The sequence below is a fragment of the Nocardia sp. NPDC004711 genome, assembly GCF_053601595.1.
The window spans coordinates 1-22,200 of the sequence record NZ_JBSGCB010000016.1 but is presented as its reverse complement, the minus strand read 5'-3'; the positions used below and the strand labels follow the sequence as shown (position 1 = coordinate 22,200).

At 67.8% G+C, this 22,200-nt stretch carries 18 protein-coding genes; 10 read left to right on the top strand and 8 right to left on the bottom strand.

What is annotated here, in order from left to right:
• Positions 1-56 precede the first annotated feature (56 nt).
• Positions 57-281: a hypothetical protein gene (locus tag ACWEKS_RS17775; RefSeq protein ID WP_452341092.1), complete on the top strand. Its 225-nt coding sequence runs from the start codon at positions 57-59 to the stop codon at positions 279-281.
• 167 nt (positions 282-448) lie between these two features.
• Here ACWEKS_RS17775 and dnaE read toward each other — a convergent pair whose 3' ends face one another.
• Both dnaE and ACWEKS_RS17765 read right to left on the bottom strand, forming a co-directional pair.
• Complete coding sequence (gene dnaE / locus ACWEKS_RS17770) at positions 449-4,003, bottom strand: DNA polymerase III subunit alpha (protein ID WP_452341091.1); 3,555 nt, start codon at positions 4,001-4,003, stop codon at positions 449-451.
• 115 nt (positions 4,004-4,118) lie between these two features.
• Positions 4,119-5,378, bottom strand: a complete 1,260-nt coding sequence (locus ACWEKS_RS17765) for a serine hydrolase domain-containing protein (protein ID WP_452341090.1) — start codon at positions 5,376-5,378, stop codon at positions 4,119-4,121.
• Positions 5,379-5,557: 179 nt separating this feature from the next.
• Here ACWEKS_RS17765 and ACWEKS_RS17760 point away from each other — a divergent pair, with 179 nt between their 5' ends.
• On the top strand, positions 5,558-6,949 hold the full coding sequence (locus ACWEKS_RS17760; protein ID WP_452341089.1) for an alpha/beta hydrolase family protein: 1,392 nt from the start codon (positions 5,558-5,560) through the stop codon (positions 6,947-6,949).
• A 62-nt stretch (positions 6,950-7,011) separates the two neighbouring features.
• Positions 7,012-7,626 (top strand): class I SAM-dependent methyltransferase, encoded by a 615-nt coding sequence (locus ACWEKS_RS17755; protein WP_452341088.1) that lies wholly within the window; start codon positions 7,012-7,014, stop codon positions 7,624-7,626.
• Positions 7,627-7,663: 37 nt separating this feature from the next.
• Here the strand turns inward: ACWEKS_RS17755 and ACWEKS_RS17750 are convergent, their stop codons facing one another.
• The 3 genes from ACWEKS_RS17750 to ACWEKS_RS17740 form a co-directional block, all read right to left on the bottom strand.
• The gene (locus ACWEKS_RS17750) at positions 7,664-8,053 is read right to left on the bottom strand and encodes a VOC family protein (RefSeq protein ID WP_452341217.1); all 390 of its coding nucleotides are present in this window, start codon (positions 8,051-8,053) and stop codon (positions 7,664-7,666) included.
• Between the two features lie 161 nt (positions 8,054-8,214).
• A complete protein-coding gene (locus ACWEKS_RS17745) occupies positions 8,215-8,898 on the bottom strand; it encodes a response regulator (RefSeq protein ID WP_452341087.1) in 684 nt (227 codons plus the stop codon).
• Positions 8,880-10,868: an ATP-binding protein gene (locus tag ACWEKS_RS17740; RefSeq protein ID WP_452341086.1), complete on the bottom strand. Its 1,989-nt coding sequence runs from the start codon at positions 10,866-10,868 to the stop codon at positions 8,880-8,882. The genes ACWEKS_RS17745 and ACWEKS_RS17740 overlap by 19 nt, the downstream gene beginning before the upstream one ends.
• A gap of 161 nt (positions 10,869-11,029) precedes the next feature.
• On the opposite strand from ACWEKS_RS17740, the gene ACWEKS_RS17735 reads away from it, so the two are divergent.
• The 3 genes from ACWEKS_RS17735 to ACWEKS_RS17725 are packed head-to-tail and all read left to right on the top strand — an operon-like array spanning position 11,030 to position 13,823.
• Positions 11,030-11,890 (top strand): ABC transporter ATP-binding protein, encoded by an 861-nt coding sequence (locus ACWEKS_RS17735; RefSeq protein WP_452341085.1) that lies wholly within the window; start codon positions 11,030-11,032, stop codon positions 11,888-11,890.
• Positions 11,880-12,767, top strand: a complete 888-nt coding sequence (locus ACWEKS_RS17730; RefSeq protein ID WP_452341084.1) for an ABC transporter permease — start codon at positions 11,880-11,882, stop codon at positions 12,765-12,767. Before ACWEKS_RS17735 ends, ACWEKS_RS17730 begins: the two co-directional genes overlap by 11 nt.
• Positions 12,768-12,770: 3 nt before the next feature.
• Positions 12,771-13,823: an ABC transporter substrate-binding protein gene (locus ACWEKS_RS17725; protein ID WP_452341083.1), complete on the top strand. Its 1,053-nt coding sequence runs from the start codon at positions 12,771-12,773 to the stop codon at positions 13,821-13,823.
• Between the two features lie 48 nt (positions 13,824-13,871).
• Here the strand turns inward: ACWEKS_RS17725 and rarD are convergent, their stop codons facing one another.
• Positions 13,872-14,738 (bottom strand): EamA family transporter RarD, encoded by an 867-nt coding sequence (gene rarD, locus ACWEKS_RS17720; RefSeq protein WP_452341216.1) that lies wholly within the window; start codon positions 14,736-14,738, stop codon positions 13,872-13,874.
• A 217-nt stretch (positions 14,739-14,955) separates the two neighbouring features.
• Between rarD and ACWEKS_RS17715 the strand changes: the two genes are divergently transcribed.
• Together ACWEKS_RS17715 and ACWEKS_RS17710 are read left to right on the top strand one after the other, a co-directional pair.
• Complete coding sequence (locus tag ACWEKS_RS17715) at positions 14,956-17,391, top strand: HAD-IC family P-type ATPase (RefSeq protein WP_452341082.1); 2,436 nt, start codon at positions 14,956-14,958, stop codon at positions 17,389-17,391.
• Positions 17,392-17,575: 184 nt separating this feature from the next.
• Positions 17,576-18,403: a PhzF family phenazine biosynthesis protein gene (locus tag ACWEKS_RS17710; protein WP_452341081.1), complete on the top strand. Its 828-nt coding sequence runs from the start codon at positions 17,576-17,578 to the stop codon at positions 18,401-18,403.
• Positions 18,404-18,408: 5 nt separating this feature from the next.
• Here the strand turns inward: ACWEKS_RS17710 and ACWEKS_RS17705 are convergent, their stop codons facing one another.
• A complete protein-coding gene (locus tag ACWEKS_RS17705; RefSeq protein ID WP_452341080.1) occupies positions 18,409-19,320 on the bottom strand; it encodes an ADP-ribosylglycohydrolase family protein in 912 nt (303 codons plus the stop codon).
• A 201-nt stretch (positions 19,321-19,521) separates the two neighbouring features.
• Here ACWEKS_RS17705 and ACWEKS_RS17700 point away from each other — a divergent pair, with 201 nt between their 5' ends.
• Both ACWEKS_RS17700 and ACWEKS_RS17695 read left to right on the top strand, forming a co-directional pair.
• Positions 19,522-20,307 (top strand): acyl-[acyl-carrier-protein] thioesterase, encoded by a 786-nt coding sequence (locus ACWEKS_RS17700; RefSeq protein ID WP_452341079.1) that lies wholly within the window; start codon positions 19,522-19,524, stop codon positions 20,305-20,307.
• Positions 20,308-20,376: 69 nt separating this feature from the next.
• Positions 20,377-20,898 (top strand): pyridoxamine 5'-phosphate oxidase family protein, encoded by a 522-nt coding sequence (locus ACWEKS_RS17695; protein ID WP_452341078.1) that lies wholly within the window; start codon positions 20,377-20,379, stop codon positions 20,896-20,898.
• A gap of 986 nt (positions 20,899-21,884) precedes the next feature.
• On the opposite strand, the gene ACWEKS_RS17690 is transcribed toward ACWEKS_RS17695, so the two are convergent.
• The coding region (locus tag ACWEKS_RS17690) for an HNH endonuclease signature motif containing protein (RefSeq protein WP_452341077.1) at positions 21,885-22,200 on the bottom strand (316 nt) is incomplete at its 5' end.

The window sequence follows — 22,200 nt, the reverse complement described above, 5'->3', positions numbered from 1 at the left end:
GTTCCCGACAGAGGTTTCGGTTGCCCGAACTTTGGATCACCGTCTACCCTTACCGTATGGCAGTGGTTCACCCTACGGACACCGAGCAGCCCGGCTCGCACGCTTCCGTGGACATCGCCGGGACGGCATGGCCGGTCTACAAGCTGGAAGCCTTGTTCGCCGGTGTGGTGGTCTGCCTGACACTCACCCTGATCACCGGATCGGTGCAGGCCGCGGTGCTCGGCGCGACAGTGATCGCCGCGTTGCGCTGGATCATCGGCGGGGCGCGCAGCCTCCGCTGATCCGGACCTTCCGGTTCCCGGACCCAGCAGTCCACGTTCGGCAGCTTCACCCTCGGTAATCGCGACGAGTCCGTCAGTCGCATCGTCAGCGATCCCACCCGGCTGTGACACCACGTGTGCCCCCTCGGTGAGACGAGGGGGCACACGGTGCGACGGGGGCACCGGGATCAGGCCGCGCCCAGGCAGCCCGGGCCGAGCAGGGCCTTCAGGTCGCCCATGAGGGCCGAGGAAGGCGAGACCCGCAGGTTGTCGGCCACCTTCAGCATGGTGGTGCGATCCCGGGAGCCGACGTGCTTGATGTGCACGTTCGCGGTGCCCGGATGCCGGGACAGCACCCGCTTGAGCTCACCGATCTTGTCGGGGGTGCACAGGCGGGTGGGGATGACCACCGACAGCGGCTTGTCCACGCCGATGGACGAAAGGTCCGGCACCACAAGGTCGTTGGCGATCAGGGAGACGCGATCGTCGCGGGCGCTGACGCGGGCCTTGACCAGGACGATGGCGTCCTCGGTGACGTCCATGCCGTAGACGGAGTAGGACTGCGGGAAGAACAGCACCTCGATGCCACCGGTGAGGTCCTCGAGCTGGGCCGAGGCCCAGGGCAGGCCGTTCTTGTTCACGCGGCGGGTGACATTGGCGAAGATGCCGCCGATGGTGACCTGCGCGCCGTCCTTGATATCGCCCTCGAGAATGGCGGGGATCTGGGTGTCGGACTGCGCCGCGAGGACGTGCTCGACGCCGTTGAGCGGGTGCCCGGACACGTAGAGGCCCAGCATCTCCCGCTCCAGGGCGAGCTTGTGCTTGGTCTCCCACTCCTCGTCGGGGACCTTCACATTGAAGACGCTGGCAATGGACTCGTCGGCGTCGTCGAGGCCGCCGAAGAGGTCGAACTGGCCGATGGCCTCGGCCTTCTTGGTCGACATGACCGCGTCGATGGCATCGGAGTGCACCAGCAGCAGGCCCTTGCGCGGATGCCCGAGCGAGTCGAAAGCGCCTGCCTTGATGAGGGATTCGGTGACCTTCTTGGTACAGGCGATGGCGTCGATCTTGTTCAGGTAGTCGGAGAAGTCGGTGAACTTCGACTTCTCCTTGCGCGCGGCGATGATCGAGGCCACCACGTTCGCGCCGACATTGCGCACCGCGCCCATGCCGAAGCGAATGTCGTTGCCCACGGAGGCGAATTCGAGCTCGGACTCGTTGACGTCGGGCGGCAGCACCTGGATGCCCAGGCGGCGGCAGTCGGCCAGATAGACGGCGGCCTTGTCCTTGTCGTCACCGACGGAGGTGAGCAGACCGGCCATGTACTCGGCGGGATAGTTGGCCTTCAGGTACGCGGTCCAGAACGACACCAGGCCGTAGCCGGCGGCGTGCGACTTGTTGAACGCGTAACCGGCGAACGGGAGAATCGTGTCCCACAGCGCCTTGATGGCCGGCTTGGTGAAACCGTTCTCCAGCATGCCCTTTTCGAAACCCTCGAATTCGGCCTCGAGGACTTCGGCCTTCTTCTTACCCATGGCGCGGCGCAGAATGTCGGCTCGGCCGAGGGAGTACCCGGCCACCTTCTGCGCGATCTGCATGATCTGCTCCTGATACACGATCAGGCCGTAGGTATCGCGCAGGATCTCCTTCAGGGGCTCTTCGAGCTCCGGATGGATGGGCTTGACTTCTTGCCGCCCGTTCTTGCGGTCGGCGTAGTCGTTGTGCGCGTTCATGCCCATGGGGCCGGGGCGGTACAGCGCGAGCACGGCGACGATGTCCTCGAAGCCGGTGGGGATCATGCGGCGCAGCAGATCTCGCATGGCGCCACCGTCGAGCTGGAACACGCCGAGGGTGTCGCCGCGCGCGAGCAGTTCGTAGGTGGCCGGGTCTTCCAGGGGCAGGGTGTCGAGGTCGAGTTCGATGCCGCGGTTGGCCTTGATATTGACCAGCGCGTCACCGATGACGGTGAGGTTGCGCAGACCCAGGAAGTCCATCTTCAGCAGGCCGATGGCCTCACACGACGGGTAGTCCCAGCCGGTGATGATGGCGCCGTCCTGCGCGCGCTTCCACACCGGGATCGCGTCGGTCAGCGGTTCACTGGACATGATCACGGCGCAGGCGTGCACGCCGGCGTTGCGGATCAGGCCCTCGAGACCACGTGCGGTCTCGTAGATCTTGTTGACGTCCGGGTTGGTGTTGATGAGCTCGCGGACCTCGGCGGCCTCTTTGTACCGCTCGTGCTCGGGATCCATGATGCCCGAGAGCGGAATGTCCTTGGCCATGATCGGCGGCGGCAGCGCCTTGGAGATCTGGTCGGCGATGGCGAAGCCCGGCTGGCCGAACTGCACGCGGGCCGAGTCCTTCAGCGCCGCTTTGGTTTTAATCGTACCGAAGGTGATCACCTGGGCGACCCGGTCGCTGCCCCACTTGTCGGTGGCGTAGCGGACCATTTCACCGCGGCGGCGATCGTCGAAGTCGATATCGATATCGGGCATCGAGACGCGCTCGGGGTTGAGGAAGCGCTCGAACAGCAGACCGTGCGGAATCGGGTCGATGTTCGTGATGCCCATGGCGTAGGCGACCAGCGAGCCGGCCGCCGAGCCACGGCCCGGGCCGACATTGATGCCGACCGAGCGGGCGTAGGTGATGAGGTCACCGACGACGAGGAAGTAAGCGGGGAAGCCCATTTCGTTGATGACGCCGAGCTCGTACTTGGCGCGCGAGATGTACTCCTCCGGCGGCCCGCTCGGGAAGCGCCGGTCCAGGCCGACCATGACCTCGTGCTCGAGCCAGGTGGCCTGGGTGTGGCCCTCGGGCACCGGGAAGATCGGCATCCGGTCGCGGTGGGCCCAGACGTCGTCGTAGGACTGGACGCGCTCGCCGATCAGCACCGTGTTGTCGCACGCGCCGGGGACTTCCGCGTCCCAGATGGCGCGCATCTCCGCGGCGGACTTCAGGTAGTAGCCGGAGCCGTCGAACTTGAAGCGGGTCGGGTCCGAGAGCGTCTTGCCGGTCTGAATACACAGCAGCGCTTCGTGATTGGACGCGTCGTGCTCGTGCACGTAATGGCAGTCGTTGGTGGCCAGCGGCGGAATGCCCAGCTTCTTGCCGACCTCGAGCAGGCCCTCGCGCACCCGGCGTTCGATGGACAACCCGTGGTCCATGATCTCCAGGAAGAAGTTCTCCGGCCCGAAGATCTCCTGCCACTTGGCGGCGGCTTCGAGGGCCTCGCGTTCGTGGCCCAGGCGCAACCGGGTCTGCACCTCGCCCGAGGGGCAGCCGGTGGTGGCGATGATGCCCTCGGCGTGCTCGGCGATGATGTCGGCGTCCATGCGCGCCCACTTGCCGAGCTGACCTTCGATGGAGGCCAGACTCGACAGCTTGAACAGGTTGCGCAGACCCGTCGCGTTCTCGGCGACCATGGTCATGTGGGTGTAGGAACCCGAACCCGAGACGTCATCGCTCTTCTGAGACGGGTCGCCCCACAGCACACGCTTGGTGTTGAACCGGGACTCCGGCGCGATGTACGCCTCGATGCCGATGATCGGCTTGATGCCCTGCTTCTTGGCGGAGTTGTAGAACTCCGACGCGCCGTACATATTGCCGTGGTCGGACATGCCGACGGCGGTCATCCCGAGCCGTGTCGCCTCTTTGAACAAGGGCGTGATCTTCGCCGCGCCGTCGAGCATCGAGTACTCGGTGTGGTTGTGGAGATGGACGAATGATCCCGACGAGGCTGACACCCGGACATCCTATGCGGCCCCACCGACGAGTTCCGAAGGCACGCGGTGGCGCTCACTCGAATCGGCGTGGCGGACTCCGCGTGTCGTGTGCGACGTCACGCGGCGCGGCCCGCGGCTATGCGACCGAAGCGGCAGCGGGCAGGGCGGGGGTTGTGGTGCGGTGCGCCGCATTGGCGCCCCGCACCACCAGCGGCAGCACCCATGCCGACGCGAGTTGGTCCAGGCTCATCGACCCGATGCCGAGCCGATTGTGGACGAAGCCGACCGACAGTCCCAGGCGGGGTTCGGCCCAGCCGAACGATCCGCCCAGACCGATGTGCCCGAAGCCCGCGTGGGCTCCCGGAACGGGCAGCGAGTGATAGCCCATGTGCCACATCATCGGGATGTAGAACAGCGCACGGTCGAGCCGGTAGCTCTGCACCTGCCGCATGGCCCTGATGGTTTCGGGCGAGAGGAAGCGGCGACCCTGGTGCATGCCCTTGTTGGCGAGCGGGTCGTACACGGTGGCCAGGCCGGTCGCCGTGCAGACGCCGTTGCCCGCACCCAGTTCGGTGCGCAGGATGGGCGGATCGTCGCCTTCCAGCAGCTGGTCCAGGCCGGGTAGGAACAGCGCGCGAGCGACCGCGCCGAGTGGACCGGGCAGCGAGTAGGCCCGGCCCAGCACCAGCGAGGCATAGTTGGTGCCGACCGCCGACAGCTTGTTGCCGTGCAGCAGGGCGGCGCTGGTGCGCGACCCGGCCGGCGGGTTGCCCAGGTGGATGCCCTCGGTGCCCAGCGGTTCGGCGACCTCGGTACGGAACAGCTCGGCCATGCCGCGACCGGTGACCGCGCGGGCCAGCCCCGCCAGCAGCCAGCCGAAGGTGAGGGCGTGATAGGTCGGGATGCCCAGCAGATGATCGGGTTTGGCGGCGGCCAGGTGGTCTTCCATCATGCGGTGGTCGAGCACGTCGTCCAGGCCGCGGGCGATCTCGGGCAGCCCGTACAGCCCGGCCCGGTGGGACAGCACCTGCCGTACCGTGATCCGCCCCTTGCCGTTGGCGGCGAATTCCGGCCAGTAGTGGGCGACCGGGGCGTCGTAGTCGATGAGACCGCGATCGGCGAGCCGGTGGATGACCGTGGCCGCAATGCCTTTGGTGGCGGAGAAGACGATGGCGCCGGTGTCGGCATCCCAGGGCCGGCGCGGCCCGGCCTCCCCGATCCAGATCTCGACCAGCGGTTCCCCGCGCAGGTGCACCGTGAGCGCGCCCCCGGCGCCCGGGCGACCGCCGACCATCCGCGCGAAAGTGCGCACCAACGGACCGAATTCAGCGGCCGCGTAGCCGCCAACCGTGGCCGGCAGGTCCATGAGACCCGGCGGGGAAGCGTCATTGCTCACGAATTCCACGGTACGAGCGCCGGGTGACACCGGCAATGAAGAAACGGAGAGAGTTACTCCCGTTGGCCCAGTGGTTATTCCGGGTGCCCGGGTAGTGACACCGGCGTTATCGGAGCGAGCCTTTCCGAGATCAGGGCGAGTTCCCGGGAGTGCCGGCGACGGCTGCGTAGGCTGTCGCCATGCGAAGGGCGTGGTCGTTGGTTCCTGCGGTACTGCTCGTGATCGTCCTGGCGCTGACCGGGTGTTCGTCGTCCAAGCAGGAGGCCGCGCCCGCCGGCCTGACCGGGGACTGGCACGGGAGCATCGAGATTCCCGGCCATCCGCTGGCCGTCGGGGTCAGCTTCACCGGCGGGCACCAGGCCACCATCGACATTCCCGCCCAGGATGCCGAGGCCGCGCCGCTGAGCGGGGTGAAGAACGATGCCGACGGCGTGGCGTGGACCATCACCGGGATTCCGGGCAATCCGTCGTTCCAGGGCAAGTACGACAAGGGCTCCGACAGCATCCAGGGGCAGTTCAGCCAATCCGGCCAGACGTTTCCGCTGAACCTGACGCGCGGCAAGGTCGAGGGCCGGCCGCGCCCACAGGAGCCGAAGCCGCCGTTCCCGTACAAGTCCGAGGATGTCAGCTTCCCCAGCGGGGACATCACCATCGCCGGGACGCTGACCGAGCCGAGCACCGGCGGGCCGTTCCCGACGGTCGTGCTGATCAATGGCAGCGGCGCCAACGATCGCAATGAGGAGCTGCTGGGTCACAAGCCGTTCCTGCTGCTGGCCGACACCCTGACCCGCGCGGGTTACGCGGTCCTGCGCACCGACAAGCGCGGCGTCGGCAAGACCGGCGGGCACCTGGACACCTCGAGCTATCAGGATCTGACCGACGACATCGGCGCCGGAATGGCCTTCCTGCACGGGCGGCCGGAGATCGACGCCAAGCGGATCGGCCTGCTCGGGCACAGCGAGGGCGGGTATCTCGCGCCGCTGTACACCATGCGGCCGGACAGCGGAGTGGCGTTCGTGATCATGATGGCGGGGCCGGCGGTGCCGGGCTCGGATGTGCTGGTGGAACAGAATCGGCTGATCCTCACCGCGCAGGGGGCCACCGCGGAGCAGATCGATCAGCAGGTGGCGTTCAACTCCACCCTGTCGACCCTGCTGCGCTCCGGGGATCTGGAGGCCGCCAAAACCTATGTGCGACAGCACAATGACAGCCTGCCCGCCGACAAGAAGCTGTCCGACGCGCAGATCGGCGAACTGGTGACGCCGTACATGGCGGCGCTGGTCGGCTACGACCCGGCCCCGGCGCTGTCGGCGCTGCGGGTGCCGGTGCTGGCCTTCTACGGCAGCAAGGATCTCCAGGTGCCCGCGGCCCAGAACGCGGGCCCGGCGCGCACGCTGCTGGCCGCCGATCCGGATGCGACCGTACACGTCTTCGACGGGCTCGATCACCTGATGCAGCCCGCCGACAAGGGCACACCCGACGAGTACGCCAAGATCGAGACGACCATCGATCCGCAGGTGCTGACCTTCGTCACGGATTGGCTGACGCAGCGATTCCCCACTGCGCACTGACCGACTCGCGCACATTGCCGGAAGTAGTGGCGTGCATGCGATCCGGTTGCCAGAGTGGTGTCGTGGGAATCTACGAAGACCGGATACTTCCCAGGCTGGTCGACATGTGCTGTGGCTCGAAGCAGATGAACTCCGAGCGGCAGCGGGTCTGCGCCGGGCTGCACGGGCGCGTAGTCGAGATCGGGTTCGGGTCCGGGCGCAATGTGCCGTTCTATCCCGATTCGGTGCAGTCGGTGAGCGCGGTCGAACCCGCCGACCTCGGATGGCGAATGGCCGCCGGGCGGCTGGCCGCGGCGACGGTTCCGGTGGAACGGGCCGGCCTGGACGGGCAGGCCCTGCCGTTCGAGGACGACAGCTTCGATTCCGCGCTGTCGACGTGGACGCTGTGCACCATCCCGGATGTCGAGGCCGCGCTCGCCGAGGTGCGCCGAGTGCTGGCCCCCGGCGGCACTTTTCATTTCGTCGAGCACGGTCTCGCACCGGATGCCGGTGTCCAGAAGTGGCAGCACCGGTTCAACCCGGTGCAGAAGGCATTGGCCGGTGGCTGCCACCTCGACCGCGATATTCGCGGGTTGATCGAGGCCGCGGGATTCGAGATCCGCGATATCGATCGGTATTACCAGCAAGGGCCGAAGCCCTGGGTTGCCTTCTCGTTGGGCACCGCGGTAGCCGTGTGAGGAGTTACCGCGGTGACCCGCGTGAGAACTATTGCGGTTAGCCGCCGTACGGGACGGTGATCAACTCCATGTAATGGCCGACGGGGTCGAGGAAATAGATCCCCCGGCCGCCGTCATTGTGGTTGATCTCGTTGACGCCCTGCTGACGCGGGTCGGCCCAGTAGGTCATGCCGTACCGCTTGATCTTGTCGTAGGCGGCGTCGAATTCTTCTTCGGAGACCAGGAAGGCGTAATGCTGCGGTTGCGGCTCGCCCTCGAAACCCGGTGGCAGATTGGCGAAGTCGAAGGTGACGCCATTATCGACGGTAATCGGAATGAACGGACCGTACGGCTTGCCCACCTCCACCCCGAGGATGTCCGCCCAGAATTCGGCGGAGACCCGATTGTCCGTGCACGCGACAATGGTGTGGTTGAACTGGATAGTGATAGGAATTCTCCTGTGTTCGTGACGATCCCGACCCTGGACCGGTACAAGTCGGCCGACAGGAGCATCGCCACACCCACGACGGTAACCACCCGCCGCCGATTCCGCCAAGCGCCCTGTGCGAACCGTCACAGCCCGCAGCGGCCCCGGAAAATGGGGGCGGCTCAGGGCCGGCGGGGGGCGGAGTACTCCTGCTCCGGGCGGCCGGTGCTGCCGTAGCGGAGTTGCATGCGCAGGTCGCCGACGCCGACCAGGCTCGCGAGGTAGCGCTGGGCGGTGGCACGGGAGATGCCGATGGCGGCCGAGACCTGGGCTGCCGACATCGGAGCGTCCGCATTGCGGACCGCTTGCAGGACAAGGTCTTTCGTGGGTGAGGCGACGGCCGGCGCGCCGACCGCGACACCGGCCGGGACGGCGACCGGGCGCAGCGCCGCCAGGGCGGCGTCCACGTCGCCCGCGGTGACCTCCAGGGCGGCGAGCAGCCGCCGATATCGCGCGTACCCCGCCAGCCGGGCCGCGAGCACGGCGTGGTCGAACGGCTTCACCAGGTAGCCGAGCGCCCCGGCCGACAGCGCGGCGCGCACGGTCTCCGATTCCGTTGCGGCGGTGAGCATCATGGCGTCGGACGGCATCTCGCGGACCAGGTCGATGCCGGAACCGTCGGGCAGGTAGACGTCCACCAGGGCCAGATCGACGGGAGTCTCGGCCATGGCGGTGCGTGCGGCGGCGAGCGTGTTCACGGTAGCCGCCACCGTGAATCCCGGTAGCGCCGAGACGATTCCGGCATGCAGATTGGCCACCCGGAAGTCGTCGTCGACCACCAGCACGGTCAGTTCTCCTCGGCCCACGCCGGCTCCTCGTCCGTCAGCACGCCCGGCATCCGGGCAATGAACTCCGCTCCGCCCAACGGACTCCCACCGGCGTCCGAACGGCCCCCGGTTACACCCACGCCGCCCGGGTCGGCCAATCGCACCTCCCCGCCCTGAGCCCGTGCCACCTGTCGCGACAGCGCCAAGCCCAGCCCCCGCCCACCCGGGCCACCGCCCGGCTTCGTCGAAACCCCCTCGGCGAAGACCGAATCCATCAACCCGGGCGCGATGCCCGCACCATTGTCGGCGACCGCGATATGCAGTGTCCCACCCTCCTGCACCAACTCCACCTCGACCACGGGCCCCTCCCCCTCGCCGACCACGCTGTCTCGAAACTCCACAGCATCATCCGGATTCACGTCACCATCGACCCGAGCGCCGGCGGCGTTGATCGAGCCGGAATTCGCCGCACGACGAAGGCCGCCGCCCACGCTGCCACCACCGGAATCCACGTCAGCAGCCGAGGCCACGGCCCCAGCAGAATCCGCCGACATGCCGCCGGCCGGGCGATCGGTACGCCAGCCGTCCGGATTCGGCTCGGACACAGCCGAACCCGCACCACCACCGGCCGCGGCGGCGTCGATGGCGTTGTCGAGAAGATTTCCGAGGACGGTGGTGACATCGACGGGGGCGGCGAGGTTCGCGTCGACCCAGGTGTTGGGCCCGAGGCGGAGGTGGACGCCCTGTTCGCGGGCGTGAGCGGCCTTGGCGGAGAGGAAGGCCTGTAGGTAGGGGTCGCGGATGGTGTCGATGCCGGGGAGGGCCGCGCCGAGGGGGCCGGAGCCGAGGAGTTCTTCGATGTAGTGGGTGGCCTCGTCGGGGCGGCCGGTGTGGAGCAGGCCGCTGAGCAGGTGGAGGCGGTTGGCGAATTCGTGGCGTTGGGCGCGCAGGACGGTGCTCATGGTGGAGACGGCATCCAGTTGGCGGGTCAGGGATTCCACGTCGGTGCGGTCGCGGACGGAGAGGACCGCGCCGAGGGGGCGGGAGTCGCGGGTGACGGCGCGGGCGGTGACGACCACGATGCGGTCGCCGACCGCGGCCTGGACGGGTTGGCCGTCGGCGGCGCGGAAGGCTTGCAGGACACGAGGTGTCAGGCCGATGGCGCCGATATCGCTGCCCGGTTCGGGGTCGATGCCGAGCAGGCGGCGGGCCTCGTCGTTGACGACGGTGATCCGCCAGCCGGCGTCGGCGGCGACCACGCCCTCGCCGATGCCGTGCAGGACCGCGTCCTGCTCACGCACCAGCTCCGCCAGATCAGAAGGTTCCAGCCCCAGAGTCAGACCGTGCCAGCGACGGGCCAGCAACACCGATCCCGCAATGCCCGCCAGCAGCGCGCCGCCGATCAGCAGTCCGGCTCGGCGCAAGTCCCGGAGCAGCTGATCGTGGACTGCGGCCGTGGAGATCCCGACGCTGACCTCCCCCACCACCCGGCCGCCTGCCGGGCTCGATGGCGGTGCGGTATCCGGTTGCAGGACGGGAACTTTCGCGCGCACGGATTCACCGAGCGTTCCGTGTTCGCGGATCACGACCTCCCCGCCGGCCAGCGCGCGCGAGGGGTCGGTGCTGACCATTTCGCCGAGCCGGTCGTGGTCGGGGTGGGCCAGCCGGATGCCCGCGTCATCGGTGATCACCACGAAGAGCGCGCCGGTGCGCAGGCAGGCGTTGTCGGAGATCTGCTCGAGCTCGCCACCCGCGAGCTCCGATTTCAGGGCGGGACCGGCCTGCAGCGGGCTGTCGGCGTACCGCGCGACGGCGGCACGGACCTGCGGGTCGGAGGCAACGGTGCGGGCGATGGCCAGGGCGCGCTGGCCGTACTCGCCGGAGAGGCGGTCGCCGCTGACGTAGGCGAAGACGCCGAAGGCCAGCCCGACGGTCAGGCCCACCACGGCGATCTGCAACAGCAGGATCTGGGTCCGGAGCCGGACGGAACGGGGGCCGAGCGAGAGCACGGGCGACAGTGTAGACAACCCCTCGCAACCGTCTGAGCAGAATGCACAAAACGACCGAATCGCCGCTTGTGTGACTTGCGCGCACAACCGGGTGGAGTGTGACCCGGCCCACGTAGCTTCTGTCCAATGCCGCAGCGGCGGCATCGGAAACAGGAGCACTGATGAGCACAACGACCACTGAGCCCGGGCCGGGTCCCGCGCCTTTGATCGAATTGCGGGGCGCGACCAAGCGGTTCCCCGGCAACAACGGCGGCATCCACACCGCGGTGCGCGACCTGAACTTCACCGTCGCGGCCGGCGAATTCGTCGCCGTCGTCGGCCCCACCGGCTGCGGCAAGTCCACCACGCTGTCGCTGGTGTCCGGCCTGGAACCGGCCTCGGCGGGCCGGACCCTGGTGCGCGGCAAGGATGTTCGCGGCATCCCGGACGGCGTCGGCTACATGTTCCAGCAGGACGCCGTGCTGCCGTGGAAGTCGGTCATCGACAATGTGGCGCTGGGCCCGAAGCTCCGGGGCGTGTCCAAGGCCGAAGCCCGTGAGCGCGCCGCCCGCTGGGTGCGCACGGTCGGACTGGCCGGGTTCGAGAACTACTACCCGCATCAGCTCTCCGGCGGCATGCGCAAGCGGGTGGCGCTGGCGCAGACGCTGGTCAACGATCCCGAGATCATCCTCATGGACGAGCCCTTCAGCGCGCTCGACGTGCAGACCCGCCAGCTCATGCAGGACGAACTACTGCGCGTATGGTCCGGCATCGACTCGGATGGCCGGGAAAAGGGCCGGGCGGCGGTCATCTTCGTGACCCACGATCTGGAAGAGGCCATCGCCCTGGCGGATCGGGTCGTCGTCATGACCGCGAGCCCGGCCACCGTGTGCGGCGACTTCAAGGTCACTCTGGACCGGCCGCGCAATGTCGAGGAGGTGCGCCTCACCGAGGAATTCCGCGACCTCTACAAGGAAATCTGGGAAACACTGCGCGATCAGGTCGAGGCGGCCCGCACGAAGGGAGCGGCCCGTGTCGCTTGATGTCATGCCGCAGACGGCTGTCACCCCAACGGAATTCGAGGTGGAGACCGAGGAGCAGATCCTGGCGCGGGTGCGGTCGCAGGCGCGCCGGAACAAGATCCGGACATGGGGGCTGCGCGCGCTCATCGTGGCCCTGTGGCTGGGCGCGTGGGAGCTCACCGCCACCTATTGGATCGACCCGTTCTTCTACTCCAAGCCCTCGCTGATCTGGGACCGACTGGTCGAATGGTTCACCGAGGGCACGCAATTCGGCTCCATCTGGCTGCAGTTGTACACGACGGTGCAGGAGGCGGTGCTGGGCTTCGCCATCGGCACCATCGCGGGCATCGTGCTGGGTGTGCTGCTGGGCCGCTCCCGCTACTGGGCGGACGTGCTGGCCCCGTTCATCAAGGCGCTCAACGCGGTGCCGCGCATCGTGCTGGCATCGCTGTTCATCATCTGGTTCGGCCTGGGCCTGCAGTCCAAGGTGGCGACTGTCGTGGTGCTGGTGTTCTTCGCGGTGTTCTTCAACGCCTTCACCGGTGCGCGTGAGGTGGACGGCAATGTCATCAACAATGCCCGCATCCTGGGCGCGAGCCGCCGTCAGGTGCTGAGCTCCATCGTGCTGCCCAGCGCGACCACCTGGATCCTGTCCTCGCTGCACACCGCCTTCGGTTTCGCGCTGATCGGCGCGGTGGTCGGTGAGTACGCCGGCGCCAGCAAGGGTCTGGGCCTGCTGATCAGCAATGCGCAGGGCACCTTCGACGCGGCGGGCATCTACGCGGGCATGATCATCATCACCGTCGTCGCGCTGGTCGCGGAGTGGCTGATCGGGCTGGCGGAGAACCGGCTGCTGAAATGGCGTCCCTCGCAGGCCGCCTCGGGCCACGGGATCTGAGCCATGAAGTACCGCAAGCACATTGCCGTGGTCCTGCTGGCGATCAGTGCGCTGCTGCTGGTGACCGGCTGCCGCGATTCGCGCCGCATTCCGACCGAGAACGGGCGGCCGCAGATCACCATCATGGTGGGCGGGCTGGAGAAGGTCATCTACCTGCCGGCCATGCTCACCGAGAAGCTGGGCTTCTTCGAGGCCAATGACATCGACGTGCACCTGCTGGGCGAGCAGTCCGGCGCGACCGCCGAGACCGCGCTGCTCACCGGCGACGTCCAGGCCGTGGTCGGTTTCTACGACCACACCATCGATCTGCAGGCCAAGGACCAGTGCCTGAAGACGGTCGTGCAGTTCGCCGACGTGCCCGGCGAGGTCGAGCTGGTGTCGAAGCAGGACGCCGAGGCCATCAAGTCCCCGGCGGACTTCAAGGGCCGCAATCTGGGCGTGACGTCGCTGGGCTCGTCCACCGACTTCCTCACCCAGGCGCTGGCCGGGCAGGCCGGTCTGCGGACCTCCGACTACACCCGGGTGAAAGTCGGTGCGGGACAGACCTTCATCGCGGGCATGAACCACAACGGCATCGACGCGGGCATGACCACCGACCCGACCGTCGCCAAGATGGTCACCTCCGGTGACGCCAGGGTGCTGATCGACATGCGCAACGAGCAGGGCACCCGCGCGGCGCTCGGCGGCCTCTACCCCGCCGCCTCGCTCTACATGCGCTGCGAGACCGTGGCCGGCCACCCGGACATCGTGCAGAAGCTGGCGAACTCGTTCGTCCAGACCCTGCAGTGGATCAAGACCCACTCCCCCGAGGAGATCGCCGCCAAGATGCCCGGCCAGTACGCGGGCGGCGATCCGAAACTCTACGTCAAGTCCATCGCCGATTCGATCAGCATGTTCAACGGCGACGGCCTGATGAAACCCGAAGGCGCGCAGAACGTCCTGCGCATTCTCGGCCAGTACTCGCGCAATGTCGCACCGGTGCAGGAGCGTATCGACCTCGACGCGACCTACACCAACGAGTTCGTGGCGAAGGCCCAGGGCGCTCGCAAACCCTGACCGGCCCACGTGGAACCGCACATCGAATGAGGGGTGTGCGGTTTCGCGCTATTCCGGGACGGCGACCACGGGGCGGCGGGAGCGGCGCAGGGCGTCGACGGTGAAGATGGCCAGCGCCAGCCAGATCAGCGCGAACCCCGCCCAGCGGGACGCGGGCATGGGCTCGTGCCCCACCGCCACACCCCAGGCCAGCTGCAGTCCGGGCGTGAGGTACTGCAGAATTCCCATGGTGGACAACGGCACTCGCCGGGCCGCCAGCGCGAACAACACCAGTGGCACGAGGGTGACCGGTCCGGTCAGCATGAGCAATCCCGTATGCGGAAGTGAGGAACCGAAGGTCGCGTTGCCGGTCGCCGCGATCACGATCACCGCGATCAGCGCGAACGGCGCGGCCGCCAATCCCTCTGCCGCCAAGCCGGGTAGCGCGTCGAGCCGAATCACCTTCTTGACCAGCCCATAGGTGGCGAAGGAACAGGCCAGGATCAACGCGATCCACGGCGGCCGGCCGTAATCGATGGTCAGCACGATCACCGCCGTGGCCCCCAGCCCCAGCGCGACCCACTGCGGAGCCCGCAGCCGCTCCCGGAAGATGATGACCCCGAATGCCACCGTCACCAGCGGATTGATGAAGTACCCCAGCGCACACTCCACCACGTGATGCGAGATCACGCCGTAGACGTACACGCCCCAGTTCATCGAGATCGCCGCCGACGCCACGGCCGCCAACCGCCAGGTCCGCGCGTCGATCCGCCGCAGCTCCCCCAGCCGCCCGGCGAGCGTCATCACCAGCAGCGAGACCACCAGCGTCCAGAGAATCCGCTCGACCAGGACCTCCCCTGCGCTCGCGAAGGACAGCAGTCCGAAGAAGGCCGGGAACAGTCCCCAGATGAAATACGCCCCGACGCCGAAGGTGATACCCGCGTCCCGGGTGCCCTCGTGTCCCGTCGGCTGATTCCGCCGCGTCGTATCGACCGCTGCGTCCGAGTTCCCAGGTCCTTCCGCCACCCAAATACGTTAGCCCGTGCAACGAACGTCACGACAGCGAATACATAGGATGATCCTCACACGCCTGTCCCGCGCGTGACGGGCAGCTACGGGCCAGTTTCTTTGGTCGCCCTTTACTGTGGAGGGCATGTCGATTACTGCGCAGGCAGCTAGTCCACCCAGCCCACCCACGCTGGGGCTCACCTCCGCCGAGGTGGAGCAGCGGCGGCGGGACGGGCTGACCAACGACGTGCCGGAGCGGGCCAGCCGGTCCGTCAAGGACATCGTCAAGGCGAACGTGTTCACCCGGATCAATGCGATCCTCGGTGTGCTGTTCATCCTGGTGCTGGCCACCGGTTCACTCATCGACGGCATGTTCGGGCTGCTGATCATCGCCAACAGCGCGGTCGGCATCATCCAGGAGCTTCGGGCCAAGAACACCCTCGACAAGCTGGCCATCGTCGGGCAGGCCAAGCCCGTGGTGCGCCGCGAGGGCATCGCCGCCGCCGTCGTGCCGCAGGAGATCGTGCTCGACGACATCATCGAGCTCGGGCCCGGCGACCAGATCGTCGTCGACGGCGAGGTGATCGAGACCGAACTGCTCGAGGTCGACGAGTCACTGCTCACCGGTGAGGCCGACCCCATCGACAAAACCCTTGGCGCGCAGATCATGTCGGGCAGCTTCGTGGTATCGGGCAGCGGCGCCTACCGGGCCACCAAGGTCGGCAAGGACGCCTACGCCGCCAAGCTCGCCGACGAGGCCAGCAAGTTCACGCTGGTCAAGTCGGAGCTGCGCAGCGGCATCGACACCATCCTGAAAGTCATTACCTACCTGCTGATTCCGGCGGGCCTGCTGTCCATCTACAACCAGCTGTTCTCCTCCAAGGAATCCTGGCGGCCCGCCGTCAACGGCATGGTGGCCGCGCTGGTGCCCATGGTGCCCGAGGGCCTGGTGCTGATGACCTCCATCGCCTTCGCGGTCGGCGTGGTCCGGCTCGGTGCGCGCAAGTGCCTGGTGCAGGAGCTGCCCGCCATCGAGGGGCTGGCCCGGGTGGATGTGGTGTGCGCGGACAAGACCGGCACCCTCACCGAGAACGGCATGCGGCTCGCGGAAGTCCGTCCGGTGAACGACATTCCGGAGGCGACACTGCGCGAGGCACTCGCCGCGCTGGCCGCCGACGACCCGCGGCCCAATGCCAGCGTGCTGGCCATCAAGGAGGCACTGCCGGGCGCACCCGGCTGGGACTCCACCGGGGTCGCGCCGTTCTCCTCCGCCAAGAAGTGGAGCGGCATGTCCTACGGCGAGCACGGCAACTGGCTGATGGGTGCGCCGGACGTGCTGCTGGACCCGGCTTCCGAGATCGCCGACACCGCACAGGACATCGGGGCCAAGGGGCTGCGCGTCCTGTTGCTGGCCCGCAGCGACCGGCCGGTGGACGCGCCCGACGCGCCCGGGCAGGTCACCCCGGCGGCGCTGGTGGTGCTCGAGCAGAAGGTGCGCCCCGACGCCAAGGGGACGCTGGAATACTTCGCCTCCCAGCATGTTTCGACCAAGGTCATCTCCGGCGACAATGCGGTGTCGGTCGGCGCGGTGGCGTCCTCGCTGGGGTTGCCCGGGGGCAACAACCCGGTCGATGCCCGCAAACTTCCGACCGATCAGAACGAGCTGGCGGACGTGCTGGAGCACAAGACCGTGTTCGGCCGCGTCCGACCGGATCAGAAGCGCGCCATGGTCGGTGCGCTGCAGTCGCGCGGCCACACCGTCGCCATGACCGGCGACGGCGTCAACGACGTCCTCGCCCTGAAGGACGCCGATATCGGCGTCGCCATGGGCTCGGGCAGCCCGGCCACCCGCGCGGTGGCGCAGATCGTGCTGCTGGACAACAAGTTCGCGACCCTGCCCTATGTCGTGGGCGAGGGCCGCCGGGTGATCGGCAATATCGAGCGGGTCTCCAACCTGTTTCTCACCAAGACCGTCTACTCGGTGGTGCTGGCGTTCCTGGTCGGCATCGCGGGCATCGGGTCGCAGATCTTCAGCTACAAGGCCATCGGCTACCCGTTCCTGCCCCGCCACGTGACGATCGCCGCCTGGTTCACCATCGGCATCCCCGCCTTCATCCTCTCGCTGGCCCCCAACAACGAGCGCGCCCGCGCCGGATTCGTCGGCCGCGTCATGCGATTGGCGATCCCGTCGGGTGTCGTGATCGGCGTGATGACCTTCATCTCGTACCTGATCGCCTACAAGGGGCCCGACGTCAGCGAGACCGCGAAGATCCAGGCCGGCACCACCGCCCTGATCACGTTGCTGATCATCGCGGTGTGGGTGCTGGCCATCGTCGCCCGCCCGTGGAACTGGTGGAAGATCCTGCTGGTGGCGGGTTCCATCGCCGGATACCTGATCCTGTTCGCGGTGCCCTTCACCCGCCACTTCTTCAAACTGGACCCGTCCAACATCGCGCTGACGACATTGGCCATCGTGTGCGGCGGAATCGGCATCGTCCTGGTCGAGGTTGCGTGGTGGCTCAGCGCCAAGTACCTCGGCGAATCGCCCCACACGCCGGTACCGGCGGACGAAGACGCCTGATCCAGAAGCCGTTTCGAGCCGGGGCCGTGCCGCGACCCCGGCTCGAAACATGTTCAGCGCGAGAGCATGTGGGGCGTCTCAGTGGCCTGGACCTGCGGTGACGGTCGAATTGGTCGCATGGTTTGGCTCGCCGGGGGTGGTGCCGTCCTGGGCAGTAATTGAATTCGCAGGTATTTTGAGCGCCATGGAGGTCTTGCTGCATCAGCTCGACGCATTCGCCGACGCGCCGTTCTCGGGCAATCCGGCCGCGGTCATGCCGCTGCTGTCCTGGCTGCCGGACGAACTGCTGCAGCGGCTGGCCGAGGAGAACAATCTCGCCGAGACGGCCTTCTATACCTCGGCGCTGCCGACGGAAGCGGGTGCGCCGCCGGACAACTCGCCCGCCTTCCATCTGCGGTGGTTCACGCCGACGGTGGAGGTGGACCTGTGCGGGCACGCCACCATGGCCGCGGCCGCGCAGATCCTGGACGACATGCATCCGGGGGCGGATCGGGTCCACTTCTATACGCGCAGCGGGTGGTTGCGGGTGGATCGGGACCGGGACGATCTGGTGCTCGACCTGCCGTCGGTGTCATCGGTGGAAATCGATGTGCACGAAGGACTTCCGCATCAGCTGGCGCAGGCGCTGGGGGTGCGGCCGCTGCGCGCGTTCGAGGGGACCGATGTGGTGCTGGTCGTCACCGCCGAACACGAAGTGCGCGAATCCCGTCCGAACTTCTCGGCCTTTCCCGAATTGAACCGCGCCGCCATTCTCACCGCGACCGGCGACGAGGTCGACTTCGTGTCCCGGGTCTTCGCACCCGGCCAGGGCATTCCCGAGGACCCGGTCACCGGGTCGGCGCACGCGCAGCTCACCCCGCTGTGGAGTCGCGAACTCGGGCGCACCAGCCTCACCGCCCGCCAGCTGTCCCGGCGCGGCGGGGCCCTGCGCTGCGCCCTCACCGGCGACCGGGTGCGGCTCACCGGCCGCTGCCGCCGCTACCTCGACGGCGTAGTCCGCCTGCCGGACTGAGCAATTCAGCGCTCGGTGACCTGCCGGGTGAGGGCGTTCAGATCCGTGGTGCCGTAGCCCGGGTAGCCGTGCAGCAGCTCCAGCCATTCGGCGGGGACGGCCGAGGCGCCCCAGCGAGCGCCGAGCAGGCCGCCCGCGATGGCCGCCGTGGTGTCGGTGTCGCCGCCCGCGCGCACCGCGAGTTCCAGTGCGGCGGGCAGGGTTTCGGCGTGGGTGATGGCCCACCAGGCCGTCTGCAGGGCGTGCACCACCCAGCCGTTCTTGGGGAAGTCGACGGGGCTGCCGGTTTCGGCCTTGTCCAGCAACGGTTCCCAGAAGCCGGTGTCCACCTGGGACAGCGCCTCACGCAGGCCGTCATAGGTGCCGAACAGGATGGCGTGGCGGATGGCCAGGGTCCAGAGCTTGCACGCCTGCATGGCCTGCATGTCGTAGTGGGTCAGTGAACTGATGAGTTTGGCTGCCTTGCCGCACTTCTCGGCATCGTCGAGATAGGCGAGCGCGACCGGGGCGGTGCGCATGAGCGAACCATTGCCCGCCGTCAGGCCGGTCAGACCGTGGGCGCGCATCTGCATGGCACGCCCGGTCTGGTCACGCCACTGCAGCACCTCACGGGTCTGGTTGCCGATGTCCTTGGGTCCGGAATCCCACCACGCCACGAATTCGGCCGCGACCGCGTCCAGCCCCTCCGGGCTGCAGAGGTCCCCCGCCCGCGCGGCCGCCCGCGCCACCGCGACCGCCATGGCCGTGTCGTCGGTCCACTCACCCGGCTCCCACCCGAACGCGCCACCGCCCAGCATTCGGATCTCGGCGTCCGGACCGGGCACGGTGAACTCGTAGTTCGCCCCCAGCGCGTCTCCGGCCGCGGTCCCCAGCAGTACCCCGGCGGCCCGGTCGGCCTGCTCCGGCGTCAATTCCATGTGCGCTCGCCTCTTCCGCTCCGATGCGTCCACATCGATCTATCACGACGTTACCCACCGTGCGGGCACGCCGAACCCCGCAGCCGCCGTCTTTACGGGTTCTGCACTACCCTCGAAGACACTCCCGTGCAGCGTCGCCACCGCAGTTGTTCCGTGCACTCCCGCTCCGTCACTCGGATGGAAGATCCGGAGGTTCTGCCGATGAACCAGGTCGCCGATCCCACCCTGACCACGGCACACCCGTCGGCCACGCCACTCACCCCCGTTCCCGACTCCGGCCACATCTTCGACGTCACCCGCCGCCTGGGCACTGTCGACATGGACGAGAACCAGTACTTGCGCATCGACGGCACCGCCCGCCACCTGCAGGACGCCGGCGTCGACCACCTCGCGCACATCGGCGCCCTCGAATCGCATCCGCACTGGATCGTGCGCCGCACCGTCATCGACGTACTGCGCCCCATCACCTGGCCCACCCAGCTGCGCATCCGCCGCTGGTGCTCGGGCATCTCCCCACGCTGGTGTTCCATGCGGGTCCGCATCGACTCCGACATCGGCGGCCTGATCGAGACCGAGGGCTTCTGGATCCACATGAACAAGGAGACGATGAGCCCGTCCCGGGTGGCCGACGAATTCTTCGAGCTCATGAGCACCACCACCGGCGAGCACCGGCTGCGCTGGCGGCAATGGCTCGACGAACCCCAGCCATCCACGCCCGCCACCCGTTTCCCCCTGCGCCGCACCGACACCGATCACTTCCAGCACATCACCAACACGGCCTACTGGCACGCGGTCCACGAATTCACTGCCGACGCAACGGATCTCGTCCAGGGACCGCACCGTTTCATCCTCGAGTACAACAAGCCCATCCGCTACGGCGAAACCTTGGACATCCATACCGCCCGCACGCCGGACGCCCTCACCCTCTGGTTCTCCGTCGACCACGGCACCCGGGCCATCGCCCAACTCCGCCCCGTCGCAACCTGATCGCCCCGGGCCGATGATTGCGACGGTCTCGGCCCGTCTCGACTCGTATCAGCCCACCGAGGAGGAACGATGCTCGCAGATCCGGTATCGGCAGAGGACCTGAACATCTACGGCAAGGCCGAACTGCCCTGGGGCCGCGTCCAGAAGGCGATCGACGCATGGATCGGGCTGCCCGAGACCCCCCAATTCCTCGGCACCGTCAGCCCATCCGGCAAGCCGAGCTCAGCAGGGATCGGCGGCATCGAAGCCGACGGCCACATCTACTTCACCAGCGGGCCCGCCAGCAAGAAGTCACGCAACCTGTCCACCAACCCGTTCTGCACACTGTCCATCCGATTCCCGGACGTCGACCTCGTACTGTCCGGGGCAGCGCACCGGATCATCGACCCCGCCGAACTCGATCGCGTCACCGCCGTCTACCGCGCCGGCGGTTGGCCCGCAGAACGATCCGGCGACGCGATCACCGCACCCTACAGCGCCCAGAGCGCCGGACCAGCCCCGTGGCACCTCTACCGCCTGACCATCCACACCGCTGTAGGCGTGGCCCTGACCGACCCCCACGGCGCCACCCGATGGCACTTCGCCCACTGACCGCCATCCACAGTTGCGTCCGGCTCCTCCGGACGTGACCGCATACGCAAACCCGAAAGATAAAGAGCCAAAAGATGCCTGGAGAAGGGAGGGGCCGGGCTTGGGGACGCGCCTTCACCTTTCAGCCCCCTCACCTTTGAAGCCGCATGTGGGGTTGCTGCAGGAGGTATTCCTTCAGATCACGGGGGTTGGGGTCAGATCACCGGGTTGGGGTCGCCACGTGATGGCTTGCGCCCGTTGGGATACTGCGGATCAGTAGTGAAGCCGGGGATCGACCTTCCGGCGGGCGGCCGTGTGGTGAGGACAGGGAACCGGCGGGCTGGATTGGTGCTCGAAACTCCGGCCCTGATATCCGATCGTCCGGATAGGCCGGAGCTACCGGTACCACGCGCACCGGTACCTGCGCGGTCATGCGCCGCGCCACCAGGCCGGCGCGTTCGAGGGTGCGCAGGGATGTGCTGCCCGGGATGGGGCACCAGCCTGATGGGCTCGAGCGTCGGCGACGGGCGTCGACCAGTTGTCCGGGCTCCGAGCTCTTGGGCGGTGAAGATGTGGTTGGTCGACGCACGCCAACAGCATTGAGCGCGCGTCCACCTGGTCCTGCATGAGCGCGATGAGTAGTGAGATGCCCACGCCCGGGCGCACGCCCGGGCGCACGAGCGCCGGAATCTGATCGCACAGCGATTTGCCGCCACCGATGGGCAAGAGCACCAGGGCGTCGCCGCCGATCACCTGGTCTTCGGTCGCGATCCCGGGCGGCGGTCGCCTGAAAAGCGGTGGAGGTGACGGCGACTGTTGCAGTGGTGGCCGTCGCCGGTGCCGATCAGCGCGCCACATCCTCTGCACCGGGGCCGAGATCCACGACCACCTGGTCCATCGCCTGCGGGGCGGCACACCGGAGCGAGAGCGCCGACCTCGGTCCCGATCCGTCGTTCACCCGCACCCCCGTGCACTGCGCACGCCGGCCCGATACGAGCAGCCGGGAATCACGCCGCCCGTGAACCCCACCTCCGGCAACTGGAATCGATCGCAGTGGCGACCCACTCACCGACGTGATGTCTATCGTTCACCCGAGGAATGCCAGTCGGGTCAAGACGTTTCGGTGCAATCCACCCGGTCCGCCCCCGATACGGGGAATCCTTGCCCATGACAACGGTTTTCCAACCCTCGGCACTGTCGTTGACCAGCGCGTGGCAGTGATCGCACACCAAGGTCAGGTTGGTCAGATCGGTGGGGCCGCCCTTGGCCCAGTCGGTGATGTGGTGCACCGCGCACATCGAGGCGGGTGCCTCGCATCCCGGT

Excerpts from the sequence above, each read along its gene's own strand:
- ACWEKS_RS17775 (WP_452341092.1), top strand. The coding sequence starts at position 57 with ATGGCAGTGGTTCACCCTACGGACACCGAGCAGCCCGGCTCGCACGCT.
- ACWEKS_RS17760 (WP_452341089.1), top strand. The coding sequence starts at position 5,558 with ATGCGAAGGGCGTGGTCGTTGGTTCCTGCGGTACTGCTCGTGATCGTC.
- ACWEKS_RS17735 (WP_452341085.1), top strand. The coding sequence starts at position 11,030 with ATGAGCACAACGACCACTGAGCCCGGGCCGGGTCCCGCGCCTTTGATC.
- ACWEKS_RS17725 (WP_452341083.1), top strand. The coding sequence starts at position 12,771 with ATGAAGTACCGCAAGCACATTGCCGTGGTCCTGCTGGCGATCAGTGCG.
- ACWEKS_RS17715 (WP_452341082.1), top strand. The coding sequence starts at position 14,956 with ATGTCGATTACTGCGCAGGCAGCTAGTCCACCCAGCCCACCCACGCTG.
- ACWEKS_RS17710 (WP_452341081.1), top strand. The coding sequence starts at position 17,576 with ATGGAGGTCTTGCTGCATCAGCTCGACGCATTCGCCGACGCGCCGTTC.
- ACWEKS_RS17705 (WP_452341080.1), bottom strand. The coding sequence starts at position 19,320 with ATGGAATTGACGCCGGAGCAGGCCGACCGGGCCGCCGGGGTACTGCTG.
- ACWEKS_RS17700 (WP_452341079.1), top strand. The coding sequence starts at position 19,522 with ATGAACCAGGTCGCCGATCCCACCCTGACCACGGCACACCCGTCGGCC.
- ACWEKS_RS17695 (WP_452341078.1), top strand. The coding sequence starts at position 20,377 with ATGCTCGCAGATCCGGTATCGGCAGAGGACCTGAACATCTACGGCAAG.